The organism is Sinorhizobium chiapasense (assembly GCF_045277575.1).
In the GTDB taxonomy this organism is placed as follows: domain Bacteria; phylum Pseudomonadota; class Alphaproteobacteria; order Rhizobiales; family Rhizobiaceae; genus Ensifer; species Ensifer chiapasense_A.
Genome location: NZ_CP144205.1, coordinates 2,564,056 through 2,584,520 on the forward strand (window position 1 = coordinate 2,564,056; position 20,465 = coordinate 2,584,520).

At 59.8% G+C, this 20,465-nt stretch carries 20 protein-coding genes and 1 pseudogene; 7 read left to right on the forward strand and 14 right to left on the reverse strand.

The features are described from left to right. The first annotated feature begins 1 nt into the window (after position 1). On the forward strand, positions 2-1,012 hold the full coding sequence (locus tag QM996_RS12415; RefSeq protein WP_500267742.1) for an ABC transporter substrate-binding protein: 1,011 nt from the start codon (positions 2-4) through the stop codon (positions 1,010-1,012). 32 nt (positions 1,013-1,044) lie between these two features. Here QM996_RS12415 and QM996_RS12420 read toward each other — a convergent pair whose 3' ends face one another. From QM996_RS12420 to QM996_RS12450, 7 genes are all read right to left on the reverse strand, one after another. Beyond that, positions 1,045-1,755 (reverse strand): ABC transporter permease, encoded by a 711-nt coding sequence (locus QM996_RS12420; RefSeq protein ID WP_500267743.1) that lies wholly within the window; start codon positions 1,753-1,755, stop codon positions 1,045-1,047. Positions 1,756-2,229: 474 nt separating this feature from the next. After that, a complete protein-coding gene (locus tag QM996_RS12425) occupies positions 2,230-2,784 on the reverse strand; it encodes an OmpA family protein (protein WP_500267744.1) in 555 nt (184 codons plus the stop codon). Then, on the reverse strand, positions 2,781-3,458 hold the full coding sequence (locus QM996_RS12430) for a L,D-transpeptidase (protein ID WP_500267745.1): 678 nt from the start codon (positions 3,456-3,458) through the stop codon (positions 2,781-2,783). The genes QM996_RS12425 and QM996_RS12430 overlap by 4 nt, the downstream gene beginning before the upstream one ends. 553 nt (positions 3,459-4,011) lie before the next feature. Further along, a complete protein-coding gene (locus QM996_RS12435) occupies positions 4,012-4,482 on the reverse strand; it encodes an aminoacyl-tRNA deacylase (protein ID WP_429816656.1) in 471 nt (156 codons plus the stop codon). Positions 4,483-4,674: 192 nt separating this feature from the next. Beyond that, positions 4,675-5,445 carry a cephalosporin hydroxylase family protein gene (locus QM996_RS12440; RefSeq protein ID WP_500267746.1) on the reverse strand — a complete coding sequence of 257 codons (771 nt, stop codon included), beginning with the start codon at positions 5,443-5,445 and terminating at the stop codon, positions 4,675-4,677. Continuing rightward, on the reverse strand, positions 5,438-6,532 hold the full coding sequence (locus QM996_RS12445) for a class I SAM-dependent methyltransferase (protein WP_500267747.1): 1,095 nt from the start codon (positions 6,530-6,532) through the stop codon (positions 5,438-5,440). The genes QM996_RS12440 and QM996_RS12445 overlap by 8 nt, the downstream gene beginning before the upstream one ends. Continuing rightward, a complete protein-coding gene (locus tag QM996_RS12450) occupies positions 6,529-7,356 on the reverse strand; it encodes an NAD-dependent epimerase/dehydratase family protein (RefSeq protein ID WP_500267748.1) in 828 nt (275 codons plus the stop codon). The genes QM996_RS12445 and QM996_RS12450 overlap by 4 nt, the downstream gene beginning before the upstream one ends. Before the next feature lie 312 nt (positions 7,357-7,668). Here QM996_RS12450 and rfbC point away from each other — a divergent pair, with 312 nt between their 5' ends. Continuing rightward, positions 7,669-8,202, forward strand: a complete 534-nt coding sequence (rfbC, locus tag QM996_RS12455; protein WP_500267749.1) for a dTDP-4-dehydrorhamnose 3,5-epimerase family protein — start codon at positions 7,669-7,671, stop codon at positions 8,200-8,202. 181 nt (positions 8,203-8,383) lie between these two features. Here the strand turns inward: rfbC and QM996_RS12460 are convergent, their stop codons facing one another. After that, positions 8,384-9,226 (reverse strand): glycosyltransferase family 2 protein, encoded by an 843-nt coding sequence (locus QM996_RS12460; RefSeq protein ID WP_500270304.1) that lies wholly within the window; start codon positions 9,224-9,226, stop codon positions 8,384-8,386. Positions 9,227-9,415: 189 nt separating this feature from the next. On the opposite strand from QM996_RS12460, the pseudogene QM996_RS12465 reads away from it, so the two are divergent. Continuing rightward, positions 9,416-9,583: pseudogene (locus QM996_RS12465) on the forward strand (dTDP-4-dehydrorhamnose 3,5-epimerase family protein); the annotation flags it as partial. An 8-nt stretch (positions 9,584-9,591) separates the two neighbouring features. On the opposite strand, the gene QM996_RS12470 reads toward QM996_RS12465, so the two are convergent. Next, positions 9,592-10,893, reverse strand: coding sequence for a glycosyltransferase family 2 protein (locus QM996_RS12470; protein ID WP_500267750.1), 1,302 nt, complete (start codon positions 10,891-10,893; stop codon positions 9,592-9,594). Between the two features lie 192 nt (positions 10,894-11,085). On the opposite strand from QM996_RS12470, the gene rfbF reads away from it, so the two are divergent. The 4 genes from rfbF (at position 11,086) to QM996_RS12490 (ending at position 15,076) form a co-directional block, all read left to right on the forward strand. After that, entirely contained in the window at positions 11,086-11,853 is a 768-nt protein-coding gene (gene rfbF, locus QM996_RS12475; protein ID WP_500267751.1) for a glucose-1-phosphate cytidylyltransferase, read from the forward strand. Further along, complete coding sequence (gene rfbG, locus QM996_RS12480) at positions 11,850-12,917, forward strand: CDP-glucose 4,6-dehydratase (protein WP_500267752.1); 1,068 nt, start codon at positions 11,850-11,852, stop codon at positions 12,915-12,917. The genes rfbF and rfbG overlap by 4 nt, the downstream gene beginning before the upstream one ends. A gap of 8 nt (positions 12,918-12,925) precedes the next feature. After that, positions 12,926-14,158, forward strand: coding sequence for a class I SAM-dependent methyltransferase (locus tag QM996_RS12485; RefSeq protein WP_500267753.1), 1,233 nt, complete (start codon positions 12,926-12,928; stop codon positions 14,156-14,158). A gap of 180 nt (positions 14,159-14,338) precedes the next feature. After that, positions 14,339-15,076: a glycosyltransferase family 2 protein gene (locus tag QM996_RS12490; RefSeq protein WP_500267754.1), complete on the forward strand. Its 738-nt coding sequence runs from the start codon at positions 14,339-14,341 to the stop codon at positions 15,074-15,076. A 76-nt stretch (positions 15,077-15,152) separates the two neighbouring features. Here the strand turns inward: QM996_RS12490 and QM996_RS12495 are convergent, their stop codons facing one another. From QM996_RS12495 to QM996_RS12515, 5 genes are read right to left on the reverse strand one after another with little or no spacing between them, the layout of a single operon-like run. Next, positions 15,153-15,920: an ABC transporter ATP-binding protein gene (locus QM996_RS12495; RefSeq protein ID WP_500267755.1), complete on the reverse strand. Its 768-nt coding sequence runs from the start codon at positions 15,918-15,920 to the stop codon at positions 15,153-15,155. Next, positions 15,917-16,750, reverse strand: a complete 834-nt coding sequence (locus QM996_RS12500) for an ABC transporter ATP-binding protein (RefSeq protein ID WP_500267756.1) — start codon at positions 16,748-16,750, stop codon at positions 15,917-15,919. Before QM996_RS12500 ends, QM996_RS12495 begins: the two co-directional genes overlap by 4 nt. Continuing rightward, a complete protein-coding gene (nikC, locus tag QM996_RS12505; RefSeq protein ID WP_500267757.1) occupies positions 16,747-17,679 on the reverse strand; it encodes an ABC transporter permease in 933 nt (310 codons plus the stop codon). The genes QM996_RS12500 and nikC overlap by 4 nt, the downstream gene beginning before the upstream one ends. Continuing rightward, positions 17,676-18,737 (reverse strand): ABC transporter permease, encoded by a 1,062-nt coding sequence (locus QM996_RS12510; RefSeq protein WP_500267758.1) that lies wholly within the window; start codon positions 18,735-18,737, stop codon positions 17,676-17,678. The genes nikC and QM996_RS12510 overlap by 4 nt, the downstream gene beginning before the upstream one ends. A gap of 42 nt (positions 18,738-18,779) precedes the next feature. Continuing rightward, positions 18,780-20,420: an ABC transporter substrate-binding protein gene (locus QM996_RS12515; protein WP_500267759.1), complete on the reverse strand. Its 1,641-nt coding sequence runs from the start codon at positions 20,418-20,420 to the stop codon at positions 18,780-18,782. Positions 20,421-20,465: the final 45 nt, after the last annotated feature.

Below are 20,465 nucleotides of genomic sequence, written 5' to 3' on the forward strand. Positions count from 1 at the left end.
AATGACCAAGCATACCGCTTTCGGCAAGGCGGCAATGATTGCACTCGCAGCAATCTCCGCCGCCTCCCCCGCCTACTCCCTCGACAAGGTCCGCTTCGGCACCGACTGGCTCGCCGAGGCCGATCACGGCGGCTTCTATCAGGCGGTCGCTGACGGCACATATGCCAGATACGGCCTCGATGTCGAAATCCTGCAGGGCGGGCCGGGAGCGCAGAACCGTGCCTTGCTGTTGACGGGCAAGCTCGATTTCTATCTCGGAACCCAGCAGGAGCAACTCATCGGCATCGAACAGGGCATTCCCCTTGTCGATGTCGCAGCGTTTTATCAGAAGAACGCCCAGGTCATTTTGGCTCACCCCGACAGCGGCATCAAGACCTTCCAGGACCTCGCCAAGCTCGAAACGATCTACATGACGCAGGGCGGCTTCGGCGCGTATTTCGAATGGATGAAGGCCAACTTCGGCGGTTTCCACGACGGGCAATTCAGGCCTTATAATTTCAGCCCTGCGCCGTTTCTCGCCAACAAACAATCGGCCCAACAGGGACTGATCACCGCCGAACCCTATGAAGTGCGAAAGCAGACCGGCACGGAACCGAAGATCTTTCTTCTCGCTGACAGCGGCTACAAGCCCTACGCGACGATGATCACCGTGCAGCAAAGCCTTGTCAACAGCAATCCCGATCTCGTGCAGCGTTTTGTCGATGCCTCGATCGAGGGCTGGTACAACTATCTCTATGGGGATAATGCGGCGGCCAACGCGCTGATCAAGGCCACCAACCCCGAGATGACGAATGGCCAGATCGAATATGCCATCGAGAAGATCAGGCAGTACGGAATCGTCGATAGCGGCGATGCGCTGGACAAGGGCATCGGTTGCCTGACCGCAGAACGCTACAAGCAGCTTGCCGACGAACTGGTAAAGGTGAAGCTGCTCAAGGCCGACACCGATTATACCCGGGCATTCGATACACGCTTTTCCTGCAAGGGCGTCGGGCTGAGCCTGAAAAGATGAACCCTCTGCGGGGGCCGAATGTATTGCCGGCCTTAACCCTTCGAGGCACCTTCGCTCTCATGCCAGCGGCGAAGAACGAGCCAGGAGAGAAATGCCGTCGCGGCAAAAAGCAGGGCCCCGAGACCTGCAAGCAGCACCAGCGCCGCAAAGACACGGGGCGTGAACAGTCGGCTTTGTGCTTCCAACAGCCGGAAGGCCAAGCCAGCATGCTCACCCGCCTGCCCTACGGAAAATTCCGCGACGACGGCCCCGATCAGCGCAAGGCCCGCGCCGATTTTAACGCCCGCGAAAATGCCTGGCAGCGCGGAAGGAATTTGCAGATAGCGAAACGTCTGCCACCGGGACGCGCCATAGGTGCGAAGCAAGTCGGCGTGATGGCGCTCGACACCTTTCAGCCCCTGCAAAGTGTTCAGCATGATCGGGAAGAAGGCGACAATGAATGCGCAGATCAATTGCGCCACAAGCGGGGTCGGCGCGTAGATGGCGATCAGCGGTGCAATCGCGACGATAGGCGTCACCTGGATCGCCACGGCAAGCGGAGCAAGAAAGGCTTCCATCCACCGTGCTTGCGCCAGCAACACGGCGATGCCCCATCCGCCGAACAGCGCGAAAAGCAGGGCAAGCAGGGTCGTTTTTGTCGTCGTCCAAAGCGCCGGTCCCAAGATGTGCCAATCGCCGATCATCGTCGCGGCCACCGCCAACGGGCCCGGAAGAATATACGGAGGAACGCCCGACAGCGCCACACCCGCCGCCCATAGGGCAATCATTGCAAGGAAGCCGAAAACAGGAACGGCGGCACGCAAGGCTATGTCGATGAGCGCTTGTCCCGGGCGAGATATTCGGGTGTCTGCGGTGGCCAAGAACGTCCCTCGTGTGCAGCGTTTCTATGCGGCATAGCGGGGATTGATTTCGCGTAGCTTGCGGGAAAACCATAGATCGCCGTCACCAGCGAATATGGCGCACGAAACTCGCAACCTCGATGTTCTGGAAGATCAGCCCCCGGTTCGGGGCATTGTTGCCGCCCGCAGGATGCGCCTGAACAGCCGCGTCCCATCTTCCAGTCGCAGGCGACTGCCGTTCAGTAAGGAACGGTCCACCCACCCCTTCCCCATGTCACGGACCTATGCAGCCTCGCCATGACATGTCGTCATCCTTGTGAGGAGCGCAAAAGCTGACGTCCGCTTTGGCTCTCCGAAGGACGTGTGGGCGACGCGCGATCAGATCGCGTCGCGCTCGGTGCGTAGATTGGAGACGACGCGGCGGTTCTGCACCTTGCAGGAGCGCTCCGTGCAGTCGCGGACCTCGCGATCGTTGCCGTAGCCCTTGGCCCACATGCGGTTCGGGTCCACGCCTTTCGAGCTGAGATAGGCCATGACCGCATCGGCGCGTTGCTGCGACAGTGTCGCCATCTTCGACGCGGAACCGGAATCGTCGGAAAAGCCCTGCAGCTTGACGAGCCAGCGCGGATTGCTGTTGAGCCAGATGGCCTGCTTGTCCAATGTTGCCTTGGCGACGGAATCGAGCGTGACCGAGTCCTGGGTGAAGTAGGTCCGGCGGCCGACATTGAGGATGAAGTCCTCTTCGCTGCCAGCGGCAACCGTTTCGAAACCGGGCGCCGGATCGTCGGTTTGTCCGGTCATCGGCGCCACGGCAGGCTCTTCGACCGCGGCGATCTCGGTGGTGCTGCAGGCGGTCAGCGTCAGCAAAATGGCCGCAACAGAAAGCAGCCTCGTATATCCGGGCATAGCGGGCATCAGGGTGATATTCCTCATTCGACCGGAGTTGCGACCGGGGTTGCTTGGCTGACCTCGGGCGCCTTGTCGGCGATATGCGGCAGGACCTGCACGGCGGTGCCAATCGGGCAGCGCTGATAAAGATCGATCGCATCTTCGTTGAACATGCGGATGCAGCCGCTGGAAGCATCCTTGCCGATGCTGCCCGGCTCCAGCGTGCCGTGGAAGCGATAGCCGGTATCAACACCGTCGCGAAGCAGATACATGGCGCGCGGGCCAAGCGGGTTCTTCGGCGAGCCTCCCTCGACGAATTCCGGCAGTTCCGGGTGGCGCTCCCGCATCTCCGGCGGCGGCGTCCAGCGCGGCCAGAGCGATTTGCGGTCGATCGTGGCGCGGCCATACCATTTGAAGCCCTCGCGCCCGACGCCGACGCCATAGCGGATGGCCGTCTTGTTCTCCATGATCAGGTAGAGAAAATGGTGCCTGGTATCGACGACGACCGTGCCGATCGGCTCGCTGCTGAAATACTTGACGACCTGACGCTGCCATTTCCTGTCGATCTTGGCGAAATTCGTGCTTCGGTAGGTCACGCCATTGTCGACTGCCGGGTCGGAAAAATAGGACGTCGCTGCGGCAAAGGCCGGTTTCTGTACCGTGCCGGCGCCGAGCAGCGCCAAACCACCAAGCATAATATCCCTGCGGGTGCACTCCATCGGCAATATCCCCCGAAAAGCCAAGCAGCGAGGTGCAGTAAATCAGATTTTTCATTTGTCACAACGGAAATTTATCGGATACCGATTCTTTCAGTGACTATCTCGCAAGGATTGTTTTGCCGATAGCCGCAGACCATCGGACGATTTTGCAAGTTCCGCAGGTCTAGAACATGGGATTTGTCACCGGAGCGGACGCCTGGTGAGCAACATCGGCACGTGACGCTTGCAAATGCACCGGGGTCGATTGGCCCTACTCGGTGTTCGTAACAACGGCACGCCGGTTATTGTCGAATTTCACGACATCGGGTGATGACATCTAGGTGCAGGTAGCCGTCGCGGCCTCGTGCGTCCAAGGCAACGGTCGCCAATCACAGGCTCGATGGCCGGCGCGGTCCGAGTTGCCCCTGCCGCCGCTGTGACAGGCCCGAGGCTGCATTCGAGCACCAACGCCCGACCTCCCACCAGCCTGCTATCACCTCAGGCCAAGCGAACGGCGCGCGCAAGCATCGCCCCGGCGAACCGCCGGCTTGGCAAATTCGTCACTGAGCGGCCGTTACGCCGGGTGGCTGAAGCGGGCGATCTGCGCACCCTTCATCAGGTTGCGGAAGTTCGACCCGCTCATGTGCACCAGCGTCTTGTGGTCGCCGCCCTCGAAGTAGACGTCGTTTACGTCGCCCAGACTTTCGTCGAGCAACACCGGCACGTCATAGGCTGAACCGATGGGCGGCACCGCGCCGATATCACAATCGGCGAAGAGGTTGCAGACCTCCTCTTCCGAAGCGAGACCGAGGCGCCTGTCCATCACGTCCTGCAAGGTGGAGAGTTCAACCCGGTGCGTGCTCGGCACAACGGCGAGCACGTAGCCCATCTCGTGGTGGACGACCACGGATTTGGCAAGCCTGCTGCCGGGTACATGTGCCGCTCTCGCCGTCTGGCTGGTGGTGGCTGTCCGGTGATGGGCGACGGTGTCATAGGCGACACCCGCACCATCGATATAGTCCTGAAGTTTTCTGGCGATCGTCATCGTCGACACCCCTTCTCTCTCGTGGTGGCGCGGAAAGATCATTGTCCACCCATCCACCATGAAGTCAACGACGGTCAGCGTGCGGCCGATGCACGCCACGATCGCCAGGCGCCGAATTGAAAACACCCACGCCTCAGACGTGGGTGCTGATCCAGCCCATGCCGGGCAAAATGTCATCCACTGGAGCTCGACCTAAGTCCGCCGCTTCAGGAAACCATCTGGCGCAACCGTAATCATCAACTTTTGGTCGATGGAACGGTCGATTTCAAATTCTGGATGCGACTCCAGATACTTCCAGACGGCCGTCTTCGGATTGTCACCCTTGCCCCATGGCCGGTCTGGATAGGCTTCGGATGGCAAGTCCTCAACAACGGTATCGAAAACAACACAATAGCTACCAACACTCGTTAACGGAGCGTAGGCCTCCAGTTCGGCCAGGACATGCTCGTGCGTGTGGTTGCTGTCGAGGCAAATGAGAATACGCGAATAAGGCTTGGCAAAGGCGTGAACCTGGTCGACGACCTCTCGCGCAATGCTCGAGCCCTGGATCATCTCGATCCTGGAAGCCATCGGATGCGCCTCGATTGCCAGCCGATTGTGCGCGCGGATATCGATGTCGACGCCCAGGACCTTCCTGGCAGACAGGCGAGGATCGAACGACGTCCCCGCCTCAATTGCATCCTGCATGTCGAGGAGCGCAAGCATGGACGCACTGAGGATGAGCGAACCACCATGTGCAATTCCGGTCTCGATCACCAGATCGGGCCGCGTTGCCCAAATAATCTCCTGCATGGCCACCATGTCTTGCGGATACTGGATGATCGGTCTGCCCATCCAGTGGAAGTTGTAGGAGTATTTGGGGCTGATGGATTGGCGAAGGAAATCTGCCGCGCTCTCGCGGAACTCGCGGTTCTCAGCAATTGCAGAGATCCGGCCCGCCATCTCGTCTAGGAATTCAGTCATGGTCGACCTCTATATAAGCAAATGCGTTATCTGACATGTTTCTTATTTCATCGATATAGTTGCGGTTCATCACGTAGATGTTGGATCCTTTCGGCAGAGCCGGGAGCGCCTCACTCGGTGAAAGGACTTTGAGCCCGGTGAGGGGTAGGTATTTTCCTTGCTTTGCCGGATTGATGTCGATGACCGCCTTAACTGGCAGGCCCGCCCTTGTCCGAAGTAGCGAAAAGATCACGCCCTTGGAAGCGCCGCCCCAAATGACCGCCGGTTCAGCTTCGGATTCGCCGATTGCCTCAAGTTTGCGTGTGAAATCCGCAGGCAGTTGAGCCCGGTCATTTTTGTCCAGCGTCGGCTCTCGCAACGAACCGAGTTCCGCGACCACGAAAAGATACTGCCCACCGAAGATCCGCCCGCTGGACACGACCTCCCCGAACATCCGATGAAAGTCGGACAGCCTGAAGTAATTGACGTGTTCGTAGAATATGTCGAACCACGCGCGATTACGGCAGATCCAATCGAAGCAAGGCACTTCGATGTAGATCTTTCCTCCCCCGCCATTGGCCTGCTTCAACTGTTCGAGAAACGAAACCGGGCTCGGAATATGTTCTAGGACATGCCGGAGGATGAGCCCTTTCGCCTCGATGCCGCTTCCAGGCTGGAAGTACTCGCGGCGAACACGCGGATTGTTCCCTTCATAGGCTGGGTCGAAGCCGGTGATATCGACGCCTCGCTCGAGAAGCAGTTCCAGGAAGAGCCCCTTGCCGCAACCGACTTCTACGAGCTCACTATCGCCCATCGTCTCGCGAATAATTGTCGCAACATCATCAAGGTGCTTACGAAACAGAGGGCTGACGCCTTGCTCATTTTGATAGTTGACATCGTAGATCATCAACTCCGGCCGAAAGGCGTCATTGCGAACGAGCCCGGATGCGAGATCCTCGACGAGCCGCATATCTCCGCGCGGCGAGGCAATTGCCTCTTCCGCAGTGTCATACATTCTATTCTGAAAAATCGGCAACCCCTGCTGCTCATACAACAACCGCACCGTATCTGACGATGTCATGCCTGCTTCCTTAGCCATCTGCTTCATCTGACTCCCACCACATATGGGGGATCGACTAGGTTTTCGGGCCTCCCACCAAAATTCAGGAGATCCCTCCTACCATATTCATCGGCAATTCTTGTCGCAAATTCTCGGATGGTGACCGGCACACCAGAGCAAATATTGACCGCCCCCAGGACTTCGCCTGTTGCGGTGTCGACAATCATCTTCGCCGCCTCATGCACCTCAAGAAAGTCGCGAACCTGCTGTCCCTGCGTCAGATCCGCCCGACGCCCAGCGGCGAGCGAGTTTCGCAGATAAGGAACAAAGCGTCGCTCATCCTCTCCCTCCCCGTACAGATAGAAGAGCCGGCACCAAGCGAACTCGACCTGATTCTGCGGCAGCCACTGCGACAGCGCCATGAATGCCGCAGCCTTAGCGCCAGCGTACGGCGTCGTTGGCTTCAAGGGCGTATCGGTAGAGAGACGACCCACGCCGAGATCATACTCGAAGCAGGTGCCAATGCCGACGAACCGACGAACGCCGCTTTTAGCCGCGCACTTCGCAAGCCTAAGCGTTCCGCTGAGGCAATCTAGATTTTCCGGAGCCACAAGGTACTTTCCTGCCTCGACATACCAGGCGAGATGGATAACCGTGTCGATATCCCGCAGGACATCGAGCCACCATTCGTCCGGCTCTGCGAACAGGGATTTGGTCGATACAATACCATCGAGCCCCGGCAGCCCGCTAACCGGTGCCTCTTTCCCTTCTCGCACTATGGCGACGACACTCATACCGCGTTGCGTCAATTGGTGCAGGACATGGCGACCAACGAAACCGGTGACGCCAGTCACAAGAATCTTTTTTGCCAATACTTCTCACTCCTTCCCACCTAAATCTGACGTCTTGCGCGTTCTAAGCCGCGCGCTCGCTGTCTCGCAAACGGTTTCTATGGGCCCTGGAAGCACTCCTATGGAAGGTAGCTTGTTCCGAGCTTTCGGTGCCACCCCCTCTCCAATCGACGTGCAACGGCCTCACGCCTTCGGCTGGTTGGTACCAAGCCCGAATAGCTGCCGCATCACCGGAGGCGGGCGAAAGCGGAATGCAACAATGAACTTCTTTCTTGCGCGCGCCGCGCGACATGGTGCACTAGTCGCGACATCAAGCAACGGACGCTCGGACATATGTCGCGGTTCAATCGCATCTCCACCCCGCTCGCCGGGCTTACAGTCATAGAACGCCAGCAGATAGGTGACGAACGCGGTTTCTTCTCGCGTTTCTTTTGCCGTGAGGAACTTTCAGAGTTTGGAGAAAACGGCACAATCGCCCAGATCAACCACACAATGACACAATCTAAAGGCGCGATACGGGGATTACATTTCCAGCGCCAACCATACGATGAAACGAAACTGGTTTCATGCCTAGTGGGCGCCGTGTTCGACGTCGCTGTCGATATCCGGCCGAATTCTCCGACCTATCTTCAGTGGTATGGCGAAATTCTCAGTGCCGAAAATGCTCGTTCCCTAATGATCTCCGGCGGCTTCGCACACGGCTTCCAAACTCTGACCGAGAAGTGCGAACTAATCTATCTGCATGACAAGCCCTATGCACCCAAGGCGGAGGGCGGTCTCAATCCTCTTGATCCTCGCCTCAGCATCGCTTGGCCGCTTATGGTCACCCAAATGTCGGAACGGGATCGAACCTTTCCTCTGCTCTAGCAGCTCCGTTAGAGATAACTCGCGGTCAACGGGTTACCAGCAAAGTTTCGGATCGCCGCGCGGCCACAATATCTGTGGCGGCTCCCTTAGTAGAACTCACGTAAAGCATGTTTTGCAATAAGGACATGCGAAATATCAAAGACTAATACCGAGGAGCGAATCTGAAAGATCGCGAGGCACTTTAGACTATCCAAAAGAGCTTGTAGCGGGTTTTCCTGCGCGCGTCGTTCCAGCACATGCGAAAAAATTTCAACCTAGTGAGCAGACCAACTTTCGGAAGGATGTGAACAAGCTTGTAACATCCAAGCGTATATCCCAACCGCTGCTGCAGCCGATCGCGAAACGTCTTCGCCCCATATCTCTGCTCGGATCCCGAGCCTTCGACGAAGTCATAGGTCGGCCCAGGGACGTATACGACAAGATCGCGAACAATAAATTCGGCCAAGGCATAAGAGGCGGAGCACCAAGGGTTGTTCAACTCTCTCCACCGCGTCACGATGACGTCGCTCGCACTGGAACGAAAGACACCATAAATCCACTCAGCGGGAAAGGTTAAGTTTCTTGGCACCTTCCCTTGCTCATAACGCTTTCCAAAATTAATGGCTGATGAAACTGGATGTTTCATCTTCGGCTCGCCTCTGCCGATGACTTTGGTGGAACAGGCGGCAAGCAGTTTGCCGTCGTCCTGCTGCAATGCGCCCAGGAGTGCGCCAAGGAAATCTGACGATGAGAAATCGTCGCAAGCTCGCAGACAAAAGAACCGTCCCCTGGCCGCACCCAATTGAAACGCTTTGGTGAAATTGTCTTGGGCGCTGAGATGAACGGGATTCTGCACGATCGAGAAGCGGTTGTCCTTCTCGCAAAAGGCCCGTGCGATAGACAGCGTATCGTCCGTTGAACAGTTTTCCAGGATGATTGCTTGAAATGTCGCGAACTCCTGGTTCGCAATACATTCCAAACTCTTCAAGAGGGTCTTCGCACCGTTATACACGGGAAAAACCACCACTACCTCTGCCTGCTCCATCGTCATCGGCCGACTGCACCATGTTTTTCGTTCTAGGCTGTTGGTGACTAGACCCGCCAAGCCCAAAACGCAATGTGCTGTGCCTGCGGCGCAAGCCACTCAAGTCAATCCAACGGCGTCGGGGAATTGATTTAGGCAGTCAAATCGTGCATTGAACGCCAGCGTTTCCGTTAGCCTGCCGTATCAATGCTGACCAAGAAGTGCGAACTGATCTATCTGCGTGACAAGCCCTATGCACCAAAGGCGGAGGGCGGCCTCAACGCGTTCGACCCGATGCTTGGCATCGCGTGGCCGCTCGACATGACGCAAATGTCGGCGCGTGACCGTGGCTTTGCGATGTTTATGCCCGAAAGCTGAGAGGCGTCTTATCCCGACCGGGGTGCACTTTCGATTTTTCGCCGTGGGCGACCGTTATCGCGAGGCGTCCTGCGCTGATATTGAAGCCCATCAATCCGCAGGGCGTCCATCAACCTCGAACTGCTCACCTTCGGCGACAGTCCGCAAATAAATAGCGCCGTTTCAACCTTCAGACGAAGAGGCAGAGTGAGCTTAGCAAGCACCTCACGGACGGTAGACAGCGGCCGCGAAGCACGATGCGCGGCCTGTTGCTGGAGCAACACGTCGGGCAGTGGCCCGAACCCACGCTCCTCCGCTAGACCCGCCAGCGCTTTGACCGCATCCCAGCTCAGCGAACCAGCTTCCGCCGTTGCTATCGCCGCTTCGACCGAATTCCGGAAAAAGGCGTGTAGATCGATCGCAGGCAGTGTTGTGTTTTTATTGATCTCTTTAACAATATCGTATTCCCGCAACACGACGTTCGACAGCAGGAAGACATCATTCTTTATTGGCCCGTAGCGCAGCCATTCGCTTTGCTCCTGCTCAATCTTTCGCAAGAAGTCCCTGCTATCCTGGTTGTGCATGCCCGTCTTGAACGCGCGACCGTTGCTCCTGTCCTCTCCCTGCGAAAGCAAGAGCGTTTCCGGGATGTAGACATACTCGTCCGAGGTATCCAGAAATCTGAACAGAAAGGCATAGTCCGGCGCCAAACCGGAGAAGACACTCCCATACTTTTTTCTGATCCCCTCGATCGTCGCAGACTTTACGAAGGAATTAAGGAACCTGGGATTGCCCTTCTTCAACTCTCCGCGTGAAAAACTCCGTATCATGTCGCCCGACCGAATCCGCTTGGCGGTGAGCGCGCTGGCTATTACTTTGATTTTTCTGTAGCCAGGCCCTTCTCGAACTACCGCAGAATTATAGCAAACCGCATCCGGACCTTCCGACCGCGCGATTCGGTGCACCTCATTGAGGGCATAAAGGCGAAGCGCCATACGATCCGTCACGATTCCCACATAATGTCCTCTCGCGTGGGACACTGCCCATTCCCAATGGGCAACCATGGCAAGTTCTTTCTCCGGGCGAACATACCGAACACGGGAATCCTGCAATGCGTCCGAAAGGACGTATTTGTTTCGCTCCGCAACCTCATCAGACGAGTTGTCCGAAATGATCAGTTCGAAATCGGAAAAGCTCTGTTCCAGAATACTTGACACCGCGTCGCACACATATTCCGGCCTATTGCGCGTTGGGATAATTATGGTGAAAAATGGCGCAAGACGCCCTGTATCTACTATTTCGTTGCGGAATGTCTTCATATCGATACGCATTACCCCGGTCAGTACAGATAAGCGATCATCGGTGGGTTGCTTTCAGTCCTGAAATGCTACTAATGAGCCACGCATATTTGCCGCTTTTTTCGCGCCTAGGTCTACCGTTGCAGACACAATTGTCAACGAGAGGAACTGCGGCGTTGGCAAGCTTTGCGTCGCGAAAAATCGCTAGTACTCAGGGCAATACACATGAAAGTCGTCATACTTGCCGGTGGTTACGGCACGCGCATCTCGGAAGAGAGCCATCTGAGGCCCAAGCCGATGATCGAAATCGGCGGGCGGCCGATCCTGTGGCATATCATGAAGATCTACAGCCACTACGGCTTCTCGGATTTCGTGATCTGCCTCGGCTACCGCGGCTATATGATCAAGGAATACTTCTCCAACTACATCCTGCATTCTTCCGACGTCACCTATGACATGGCGACCGGCGAGACGCTCTTTCATTCCAATAAGGCCGAGCCGTGGCGCGTCACACTCGTCGACACCGGCACGGACTCCATGACCGGCGGCCGCCTGAAGCGTGTCGCCGAGCATCTGGGGGATACTTTCTGCCTCACCTATGGCGATGGCGTTGCCGACATCGACATCAAGGCGCTAACCGATTTCCATCGCAGTCACGGCCGCGAGGCGACCGTGACCAGCGTGGTTCCGCCGGGCCGTTACGGCGCGCTCGCCGTCAGCGACGGACGCGTTCAAAGTTTCATCGAGAAGCCCGCCGGCGACAACAACCGCATCAATGGCGGCTTCTTCGTCCTCAACCGGGCCGTGCTCGATCGCATCGAGGGCGATCACATTGCGTTTGAAGGTGCTCCTCTCGAAGGCTTGGCCCGCGATGGTCAGTTGATGGCCTTCCCGCATGACGGCTTCTGGCGTCCGATGGATACGTTGCGCGACAAGAACCAGCTCGAAGAACTCTGGCAAAACGGCTCGGCGCCCTGGAAAGTCTGGTCATGAGCCGGCTGGCCGATCCCGCCTTCTGGGCCGGCAGGCGCGTGCTTCTGACAGGGCACACCGGCTTCAAGGGAAGCTGGGCGCGGCTCTGGCTGGCGCGAATGGGTGCCCGCGTTGCCGGCTACGCCTTGCCGCCTGCCGCTGAGCCTTCCCTGCACGCCCTGCTCGGGCCCGGCGAAACCGCAGGCGAACATCTGAGCGATATCCGCGACGGCGATACGCTCGCGACGGCCGTGCGACAGTTCGATCCGGAAATCGTCCTGCATATGGCGGCCCAGCCGCTGGTGCGCGAAAGCTACCGGACGCCGGCCGAAACCTTCGACGTCAACGTCATGGGAACCGTGCGTCTGCTGGAGGCCGCACGCGCGGCGCCCGCTCTCAAGACGATCGTCGTCGTGACCACCGACAAGGTCTACCGCAACGACGAAAGCGGCCGGCATTTTCCGGAAGAGGCCGTGCTTGGCGGCCATGACCCCTATTCCGGCTCGAAGGCCGCTTGCGAGCTGGTCGTTTCCACCTGGCGCGATTCGTTCCTGCGCGAGCGCGGCATCCGGGTGGCGACCGCCCGCGGCGGCAACGTGCTGGGCGGTGGAGACTTCTCGGTCGACCGACTTGTCCCCGACATCGTCCGTGCCGCGCTGTCGGGTGAGATGCTCGATATCCGCAGTCCGATGGCGACGCGGCCCTGGCAGCATGTTCTCGATTGCCTCAACGGCTATTTCGTCTATGCCGAGGCGCTGCACGAGGGCCAAACCGATACAGCGGCGCTGAATTTCGGCCCCTCCCCTGCAGAGCGGCAGATTCCCGTGCGCGATGTCGCCGGCGCGATCCAGGCCGCCATGGGCCTGCCGACGCAATGGCGCGACAGCTCGTTGGAGGATCAGCCTCGCGAGATGCAAACGCTCGGCCTCGACCCCGCGCTTGCGCTGAAAACCTTGTCCTGGACCGCCAGGCTCTCGCAGGAGCAGGCGATCGCCTGGACCGCGCACTGGTATGACGGCTGGCGTCGCGGCGGCTCCGCCCGCGACCTGACGCTCGGCCAAATCGACGCATTCATGAGAGGCTAACGACTTCGATGTCCCACAACTGCCGTTTCTGCTCGACGCCGCTCGCGACCGTCGTCGCCGACCTGGGATCGACGCCCTGGTCCAATTCATTTCTGGAGCCGACCGAAGCAGCAATTGCACGCGAACGCTCGTTTCCGCTGAAGGCGATGGTCTGCTCCGAGTGCCTGCTGGTGCAGACGACGGAGACCGTGCCGGCCGACGAGATCTTTACGGACGGTTACGCCTATCTCTCCTCGTTTTCGACCAGCTGGCTGGAGCACGCTCGCCGCTACGCCGACACCATGACCGAACGCTTCGGACTTAACAGCACGTCGCAGGTCGTCGAGATCGCCTCGAACGACGGCTATCTGCTGCAATACTTCGTCGCCAAGGGTGTGCCGGTGCTCGGCGTCGAGCCCGCCGCCAATGCGGCGCGGATCGCCGAGGATCGCAAGGTTCCGACCGAGGTCGCCTTCTTCGGCCGGGAAACCGCGACTGCCCTCGTCAACCGCGGCATCCGCGCCGATTTGACGGCGGCCAACAACGTGCTGGCGCATGTGCCCGATATCGCGGATTTCGTCGGCGGCTTTGCCATCCTGCTGAAATGTGACGGCGTGGCGACGTTCGAGTTCCCGCATCTGCTGCGCCTCATGGAAGGCGTACAGTTCGATACGATCTACCACGAACACTATTCCTACCTGTCGCTGGCCGCCGTCGAACGCATCTTCGAAAGCTGCGGCCTGAAGGTGTTCGACGTCGAGGAACTCACCACCCACGGCGGCTCGCTGCGCGTGTTTGCCCAGCTTGCCTCGGGTAAGCGTGAAGCGACCGAAAGGCTTGCGGTCGTCCGCGAGAAGGAAGCCGCTGCCGGCCTGATGCGGATGGCAACCTATGCGGCCTTCGACGACCGGATCGCCGCCGTCTGCAAAGGGTTTCAGGAATTCCTGGTGCGCGCCAAGGCCGAAGGCAAGACGGTGGCCGCCTATGGCGCCGCGGCCAAGGGAAACACCTTCCTCAATGTCTGCGGCGTGAAGCCGGGCGACATTGCCTTCGCAGTCGACCGCAACGACTTGAAGCAGGGCAAGCTGTTGCCGGGCACCCACATTCCGGTGCACGCACCGGCCCATCTGCAAGTTGCCAAGCCCGATTATCTCGTGATCCTGCCATGGAATCTCACGGACGAAATCGTCGCCGACAATGCCGCAATCCGCGCCTGGGGCGGGCAATTTGTCGTTGCAATACCGGAGCTGAAAATCTTCTGATTTCCCGGCGCCGGGCGCCAAGGATGTCGATGTCCTTTCCGCCCGGCACTTTCGCTAAGTAACGAAAATCAAAAAACTTTCGCACTGAAACGCTCTTGCCCCAAAATAGCCGAAATCAGCGTCAAATTCAGCGGCAGCGTGGGTATTGACGGTTGTAAACAAAGCGCCTAGGAAGGTGCCATGTCTACCTTTGACCTATGCCTTGTCGCCACTCGGCGCCCGGACCTGCTTGCTCAGACGCTTGCCAGTTTCCGGGAGAGAATTTTCAGCAACCTTGATCTAGGCGAAGCCTATCTCAATCTTGACCCGATCTTCGGATCGACGGCCGATCACGGTGCCTGTGTCGAGATCTTCCGCAGCCACTTCCCCGACGGGGTCGTCTTCCAGCCGGAAAGCCCCGGCTTCTGCGCGGCCGTCGCGAGACTCTGGTCGGCGACCAGCGCCGACTATGTCTTCCATCTCGAAGATGATTGGATTGCCTTGAGGGACATGGGCGAGGAACTGCTGGCGCCCTTCGCCGATCCGGCGATTACCCAGGTGTCGTTCCACACCGCGGACCAGAACTGGGATATCCGACGCAAGGGCCATTTCCATCGGCGAAACGAGTATGCACGTCTGCTCGGAATCAAGGTCCCGCTCTTCCGCACCTTCCCGAAATTCACGACGTCTCCGTCCATCCTGCGTGGTGGGTTTGCGCGGCACTGCGCCGGCCTGATGGATCTCTCCCGCGATCCGGAGAAGCAGTTCTATTCGGGCGTGAACCCGGCAATGGAAGCCTACGTCGCCCGGTCCCGCAACTATATCTTCTCGCCGGAGGCGCGCCCGGTCATCAAGGACATGGGACGAGAATGGCGTGAGCAGCGCCGCATCCAAAAGGTGATCACCGACTCGACCTCGGTCTGGCGGCAAAGCGCTTAAATGGACCGGACTTAGGCGCCGTTCCGTGCGACAAAAAGCATACAAGCGGGACGGCTGCCCGCTTGTAGCGGTCTCGTCACGCAGTCGCTGCAGCGTCCTTGCGCTGGAAGCCCTTGCTCGCGACCATCAGGCTGCGCGTGTAGCCCTCGCCGATCCGTCCGGCGACGAGATCCGCCGAGGACAGGCGCTCCACGACACGCCCACCCTGCATGACCGCCAGCCGGTCACACATATGGGTGACGACGCCGAGGTCGTGGCTGACCATGATGAAGGTGAGCTTGTGAACGCGCCTGACCTGTTCCAACAGGTTCAGGACCTCGGCCTGAACCGAGGCGTCGAGGGCCGAGGTCGGCTCGTCGAGCAGCAGGACCGAGGGCTCGAGGATCAGCGCGCGGGCGATCGCGACCCGCTGGCGCTGACCGCCCGAGAGCTGGTGCGGATAGCGGAACCGGAACCCGGATCCGAGACCGACTTCGTCAAGCGCCTTCAGGATGCGGCGTTCGCCGTCGACCACGCCGTGGATCGCCAGGGGTTCCAGCAATTGCCGGTCGATCGTCTGGCGCGGGTGCAGCGAACCGTAGGGGTCCTGGAAGACCATCTGCACGGCGCGATAAAACGCCTTGTCGCGCTTGGCCCCCTGCAGCACGCGGTCATGAACCCGGATGGTGCCGGCCGTGACCGGCGCCAGACCGGCGATCGCTCGGAGCAAGGTCGACTTGCCCGACCCGGATTCGCCGACGAGCCCGAAGGACTCGCCCGGCGCGATCTCGACGCTGACGTCGTTCAAGGCCTTGAAGTCGTCATATGTGACGGAAAGGTTCGAAACGGATACGGCTGATGTCATTGAGCCCACTCCGGCTTGCGGTCGAGAACCGGCAGGGGATGGCGATCGGACCCGATCGCCGGCATGCAGTTCAGCAAACCTTGGGTATAGGGGTGCTTGGCGTTGGCGAGTTCGGATGCCGCCAGTTCCTCGACGATCCTGCCGGCATACATCACGATCACCCGGTCGCAGAAGGACGACACCAGACGCAGGTCGTGCGATACGAAGATCAGGCCCATGCCGCGCTCGGCAACGAGCTTGTCGAGGATGCCAAGCACTTCGAGCTGCACCGTCACGTCGAGCGCCGATGTCGGTTCGTCGGCAATCAGGAGCTCCGGCCCGGCGACCAGCATCATGGCGATCATCGCACGCTGGCCCATGCCGCCCGAAACCTCGTGCGGATAGAGATCGTAGACGCGCTTCGGATCGCGGATCTGCACGGCCGCCAGCATGTCGAGCGCCCGCTCCCGGGCTTCCGCCCGGCTGACGTTTTCATGCTGCCTGAGCGTCTCGACGATCTGCCGGCCGATGCTCATGACCGGGTTCAGCGAATACTTCGGGTCCTGCAGGATCATGGCGATGCGCTTGCCCCTGAGATCCCGGCGGACCTTCGGCGATGCGGAGAGCAGATCGATCCCGTCAAAGGACAACTGCTTGGCGGTCACCTGCGCATGACCAGGCGTCAGCCCCATGATGGCGCGGCCCGTTTGCGACTTGCCGGAACCGCTTTCGCCGACGATGCCAAGGCGTTCGCGGCCGAGCGTGAAGGATACGCCGCGCACCGCCTCGACGAGGCCGGTGCGGGTCGGGAACGAAACCTTTAGGTCTTCAACCGTCAGCAGCGCACTCATTGGCCGCTCTCCCGGGGATCGAGTGCATCGCGCAGGCCGTCGCCAAGCAGGTTGAAGCCGAGGCTGACGATGAGGATGGCGATGCCGGGCATGGTCGCCACCCACCATTGGTCGAGGATGAAGCGCCGACCCGAAGCAATCATCGCGCCCCATTCCGGCAGCGGCGGCTGTGCGCCGAGGCCGAGGAAGCCGAGGCCGGCCGCGGTCAGGATGATGCCGGCCATGTCGAGCGTGACGCGCACGATCAGCGACGACATGCACATCGGCATCACATGGCGGAAGATGATACGGATCGGCGACGCGCCCATCAGTTGCACCGCCGCGATATAGTCGGAGTTGCGCACCGTCAGTGTCTCGGCGCGGGCGATACGCGCATAGGGCGGCCAGGAGGTGATGGCGATCGCGATGACGGCATTCTCGATGCCCGGGCCGAGTGCCGCGACGAAAGCAAGCGCCAGGACCAGCTTGGGGAAGGCCAGGAAGATGTCGGTGATACGCATCAGCACCGCATCGACCCAACCGCCCGCATAGCCGGCGACGGCGCCGACGATCAGGCCGATGGGTGCCGCGATGATTGCAACAAGCAACACGACGGCGAGCGTCAGCCGCGACCCGTGGATCAGCCGCGATAGGATGTCGCGGCCGAGATCGTCGGTGCCGAGCAGGTAGCCGGGACTTCCGGGCGGCAGCAGCCGGGCATTGGCGAGATCGCCGAGATAGGGCGAATGCGGCGCCAGGAAATCGGCGAAGGCCGCAACGAAGACCAGCGCCAACAGGATGACGAGGCCGAGAACGGCGAGCCGGTTGGCGGCAAAGCGCTGCCAGGTCATGTAGGCGCGACCGAGACGGGCCTGGGTGCGCGACTGCGGGCGATCGGACAAAAGCCACTCGCGGCGTGTCATCGGACGTGTTTCGGTAATGGTGCTCATCGCTGACGCGTCCTCGGGTCGAGTGTCCGGTAGAGAAGATCGGACAGTAGATTGATACCGATGAAGACCGAGCCGATGACGATGGTGCCACCGAGGACGGCGTTCATGTCGGCATTCTGCAGCGAGTTGGTGATGTAAAGGCCGAGACCCGGCCAGGCGAAGACGGTTTCGGTCAGCACCGAGCCTTCGAGCAGGCCGGCATAGGAGAGCGCAATCACGGTCACGAGCGGCACCGCCGCATTTCGAAGCGCATGCCCCCAGATGATCCGCGTCTCGGACAATCCCTTGGCGCGCGCCGCGACGATGTATTCCTGCTGCAATTCGTTGAGCATGAAGCTGCGCGTCATGCGGCTGATATAGGCGAGCGAGAAATAGCCGAGCAGCGCGGCCGGCAGGATGATGTGGCGGAAGACGTCCCAGAAGACGTCCCATTGCCGCTGCCAGAGCGAATCCAGGAGATAAAAACCGGTGATAGGCGTGAACGTGTATTCGAACACGATGTCGATGCGGCCCGGATAGGCGACCCACTTCAGCCGCGCATAGAAGAGGAGGAGCGACAGGAGCGCCAGCCAGAAGATCGGCACGGAATATCCGACGAGGCCGATGACGCGCACGATCTGGTCGGCGATGCTGCCGCGCTTCACGGCGGCAAGCACGCCGAGCGGCACGCCGATCAGCGCGCCGATGAGCGTGCCGAGCGTCGCAAGCTCCATCGTCGCGGGAAACACACGACGAATGTCGGTCATGACCGGATTGGTCGTCAGCACGGAAACGCCGAAGTCGCCGGTCAGCGCCTGGCGAACATAAATGAAGAATTGTTGGTAGAGGGGCAGGTTCAGGCCCATCGCCTCGCGCGTCCTTTCGATGACATGCGTCGGCGCCCGGTCGCCGAGAACGGCGAGAACCGGGTCGATCGGGATTACCCGGCCGATGAAGAAGGTGACGGCCAGAAGGCCGAGATATGTCGTGACGACAACGACAAGAAAGCGCAGCACGGCTGCAACGATCTTGCCGGGACGGGCGCGTTTGCGCCCGTCCACTGTCCCTGTTCCGCTCATGCTCAAGGGAACGATCCTTTCGGTTTATTCCTTCGAGACGGCTTATTCTTTTGTGATGCCGGCGACGAAGTTGGTGTCGAAGCTCGGACCGAGCTTCAGGCCCTTGACGTTGCCGCGGTAGCCGGCGACTTCGGTCTGCTGGAAGATGATGACGAACGGGCTTTCGTTGAGCACCGTCTTCTGCAGTTCCTTGTAGGTCTCGGCGCGCTTGGCGCCGTCGCGCTCAAGCAGAGCTTCCTTGGTCTTCTTCGTCAGCTCCGGAACGTCCCAGGCATTGCGCCAGGCAAGCGTCTTGTTCTTGCCTTCGTCCGAGTTGTCGGGGTTGCTGGTGAAGGTTTCCGCATTGGAGTTCGGATCGAAATAGTCCATGCCCCACTGCCCGATATACATGTCGTGGTTACGGGCACGGTACTTCGTCAGCGTCTGCTTGCCGTCGCCGGGGATGATTTCGAGCTTCACGCCGGCCTGGCCGAGCGTCTGCTGGAAGGATTCGGCAATGCCGGTGACCGGCTGGCCGTTGCGAACGTCCATGGTGACGGTGAAGCCGTCGGCAAGGCCGGCCTTGGCGAGCAGTTCCTTCGCCTTGGCGACATCGAACTTGTAGGGGTTCTCGTCGAGAGCACCGAGCACGCCCTTCGGCAGGAAGCTCTGGTGGATTTCGCCGATACCCTTGATGATCGTCGAGCCGAGCGCATCATAGTCGACCAGATATTTGAAGGCCTCGCGCACCTCGGGCTTGGCAAGGTTCGCATTCTTCTGGTTGAGGCTGATGTAGTAGACCGTGCCCTTGGGCGCGTTGGTGGCGGCCAGATCTGCGTTCTTCGAGACGGCATCGAGATCGCCGGGCTCGAGGTTGCGGGCAACGTCGATATCGCCGGCTTCGAGCGCCAGGCGCTGGCCCGAGCTTTCCTTCATGTGGCGATAGATGACGCGGGCGAGCTTTGCCTGTTCGCCATAGTAGTTGTCGTTGCGTTCGAGAACGATGACCTCGTTGGCGCGCCATTCGCGCAGCTTGAACGGACCGGAGCCGGCATAGCCCGTCTTCAGCCATTCGTTACCGAAGTCGTTGTCGTACTTGAAGTCGTCGCTTGGGGTTACAGCCTTGGCGTGTTCGAGAACGAGCTTCTTGTCGAGCACGGCGGCGACGGTCGCCGTCAGGCAGTTCAAGACGAAGCTCGGCGCATAGGGCTGATCGACTGTGAAGACGAAGGTCTGTTCGTCCGTAGCCTTCGCCTTTTCCGTCACGTTGTCGCCGGTAAGGCCGAACTGGGTAAGGATGAAGGCCGGGCTCTTGTCGAGCTTCACGGCGCGCTCGAACGACCATGCGACGTCCTCAGCGGTCACCGGATTGCCGGAGGCAAACTTCAGGCCGGACTTGAGTTTGAAGGTGTAGGTCAGGCCATCGTCGGACACGGTCCAGCTATCGGCGAGATCGCCGACGACCTTGGAGGTGTCGTTGATGTCGAGGCGCACCAGCATGCTGTAGGTGTTGCCGGTGATTTCGGCGGCGGTCAGCTCGAAGGCTTCGCCCGGATCCATCGAAATGACGTCGTCGATCGCAAAGGCTTCGACCAGCGTGTCCTTCGGCGTTTCGGCGAAGGCCGGCGCGGTCGCGGCCATGACCATGGCCAGCGCCGCCGAAGCGGTCAGAAGACGAAGACGTCCATTGAGCTTGTGCATCATTTTTGCAGTTCCCTCGTTTGCGCCCTTTTGGGCCCCTTCTTCATG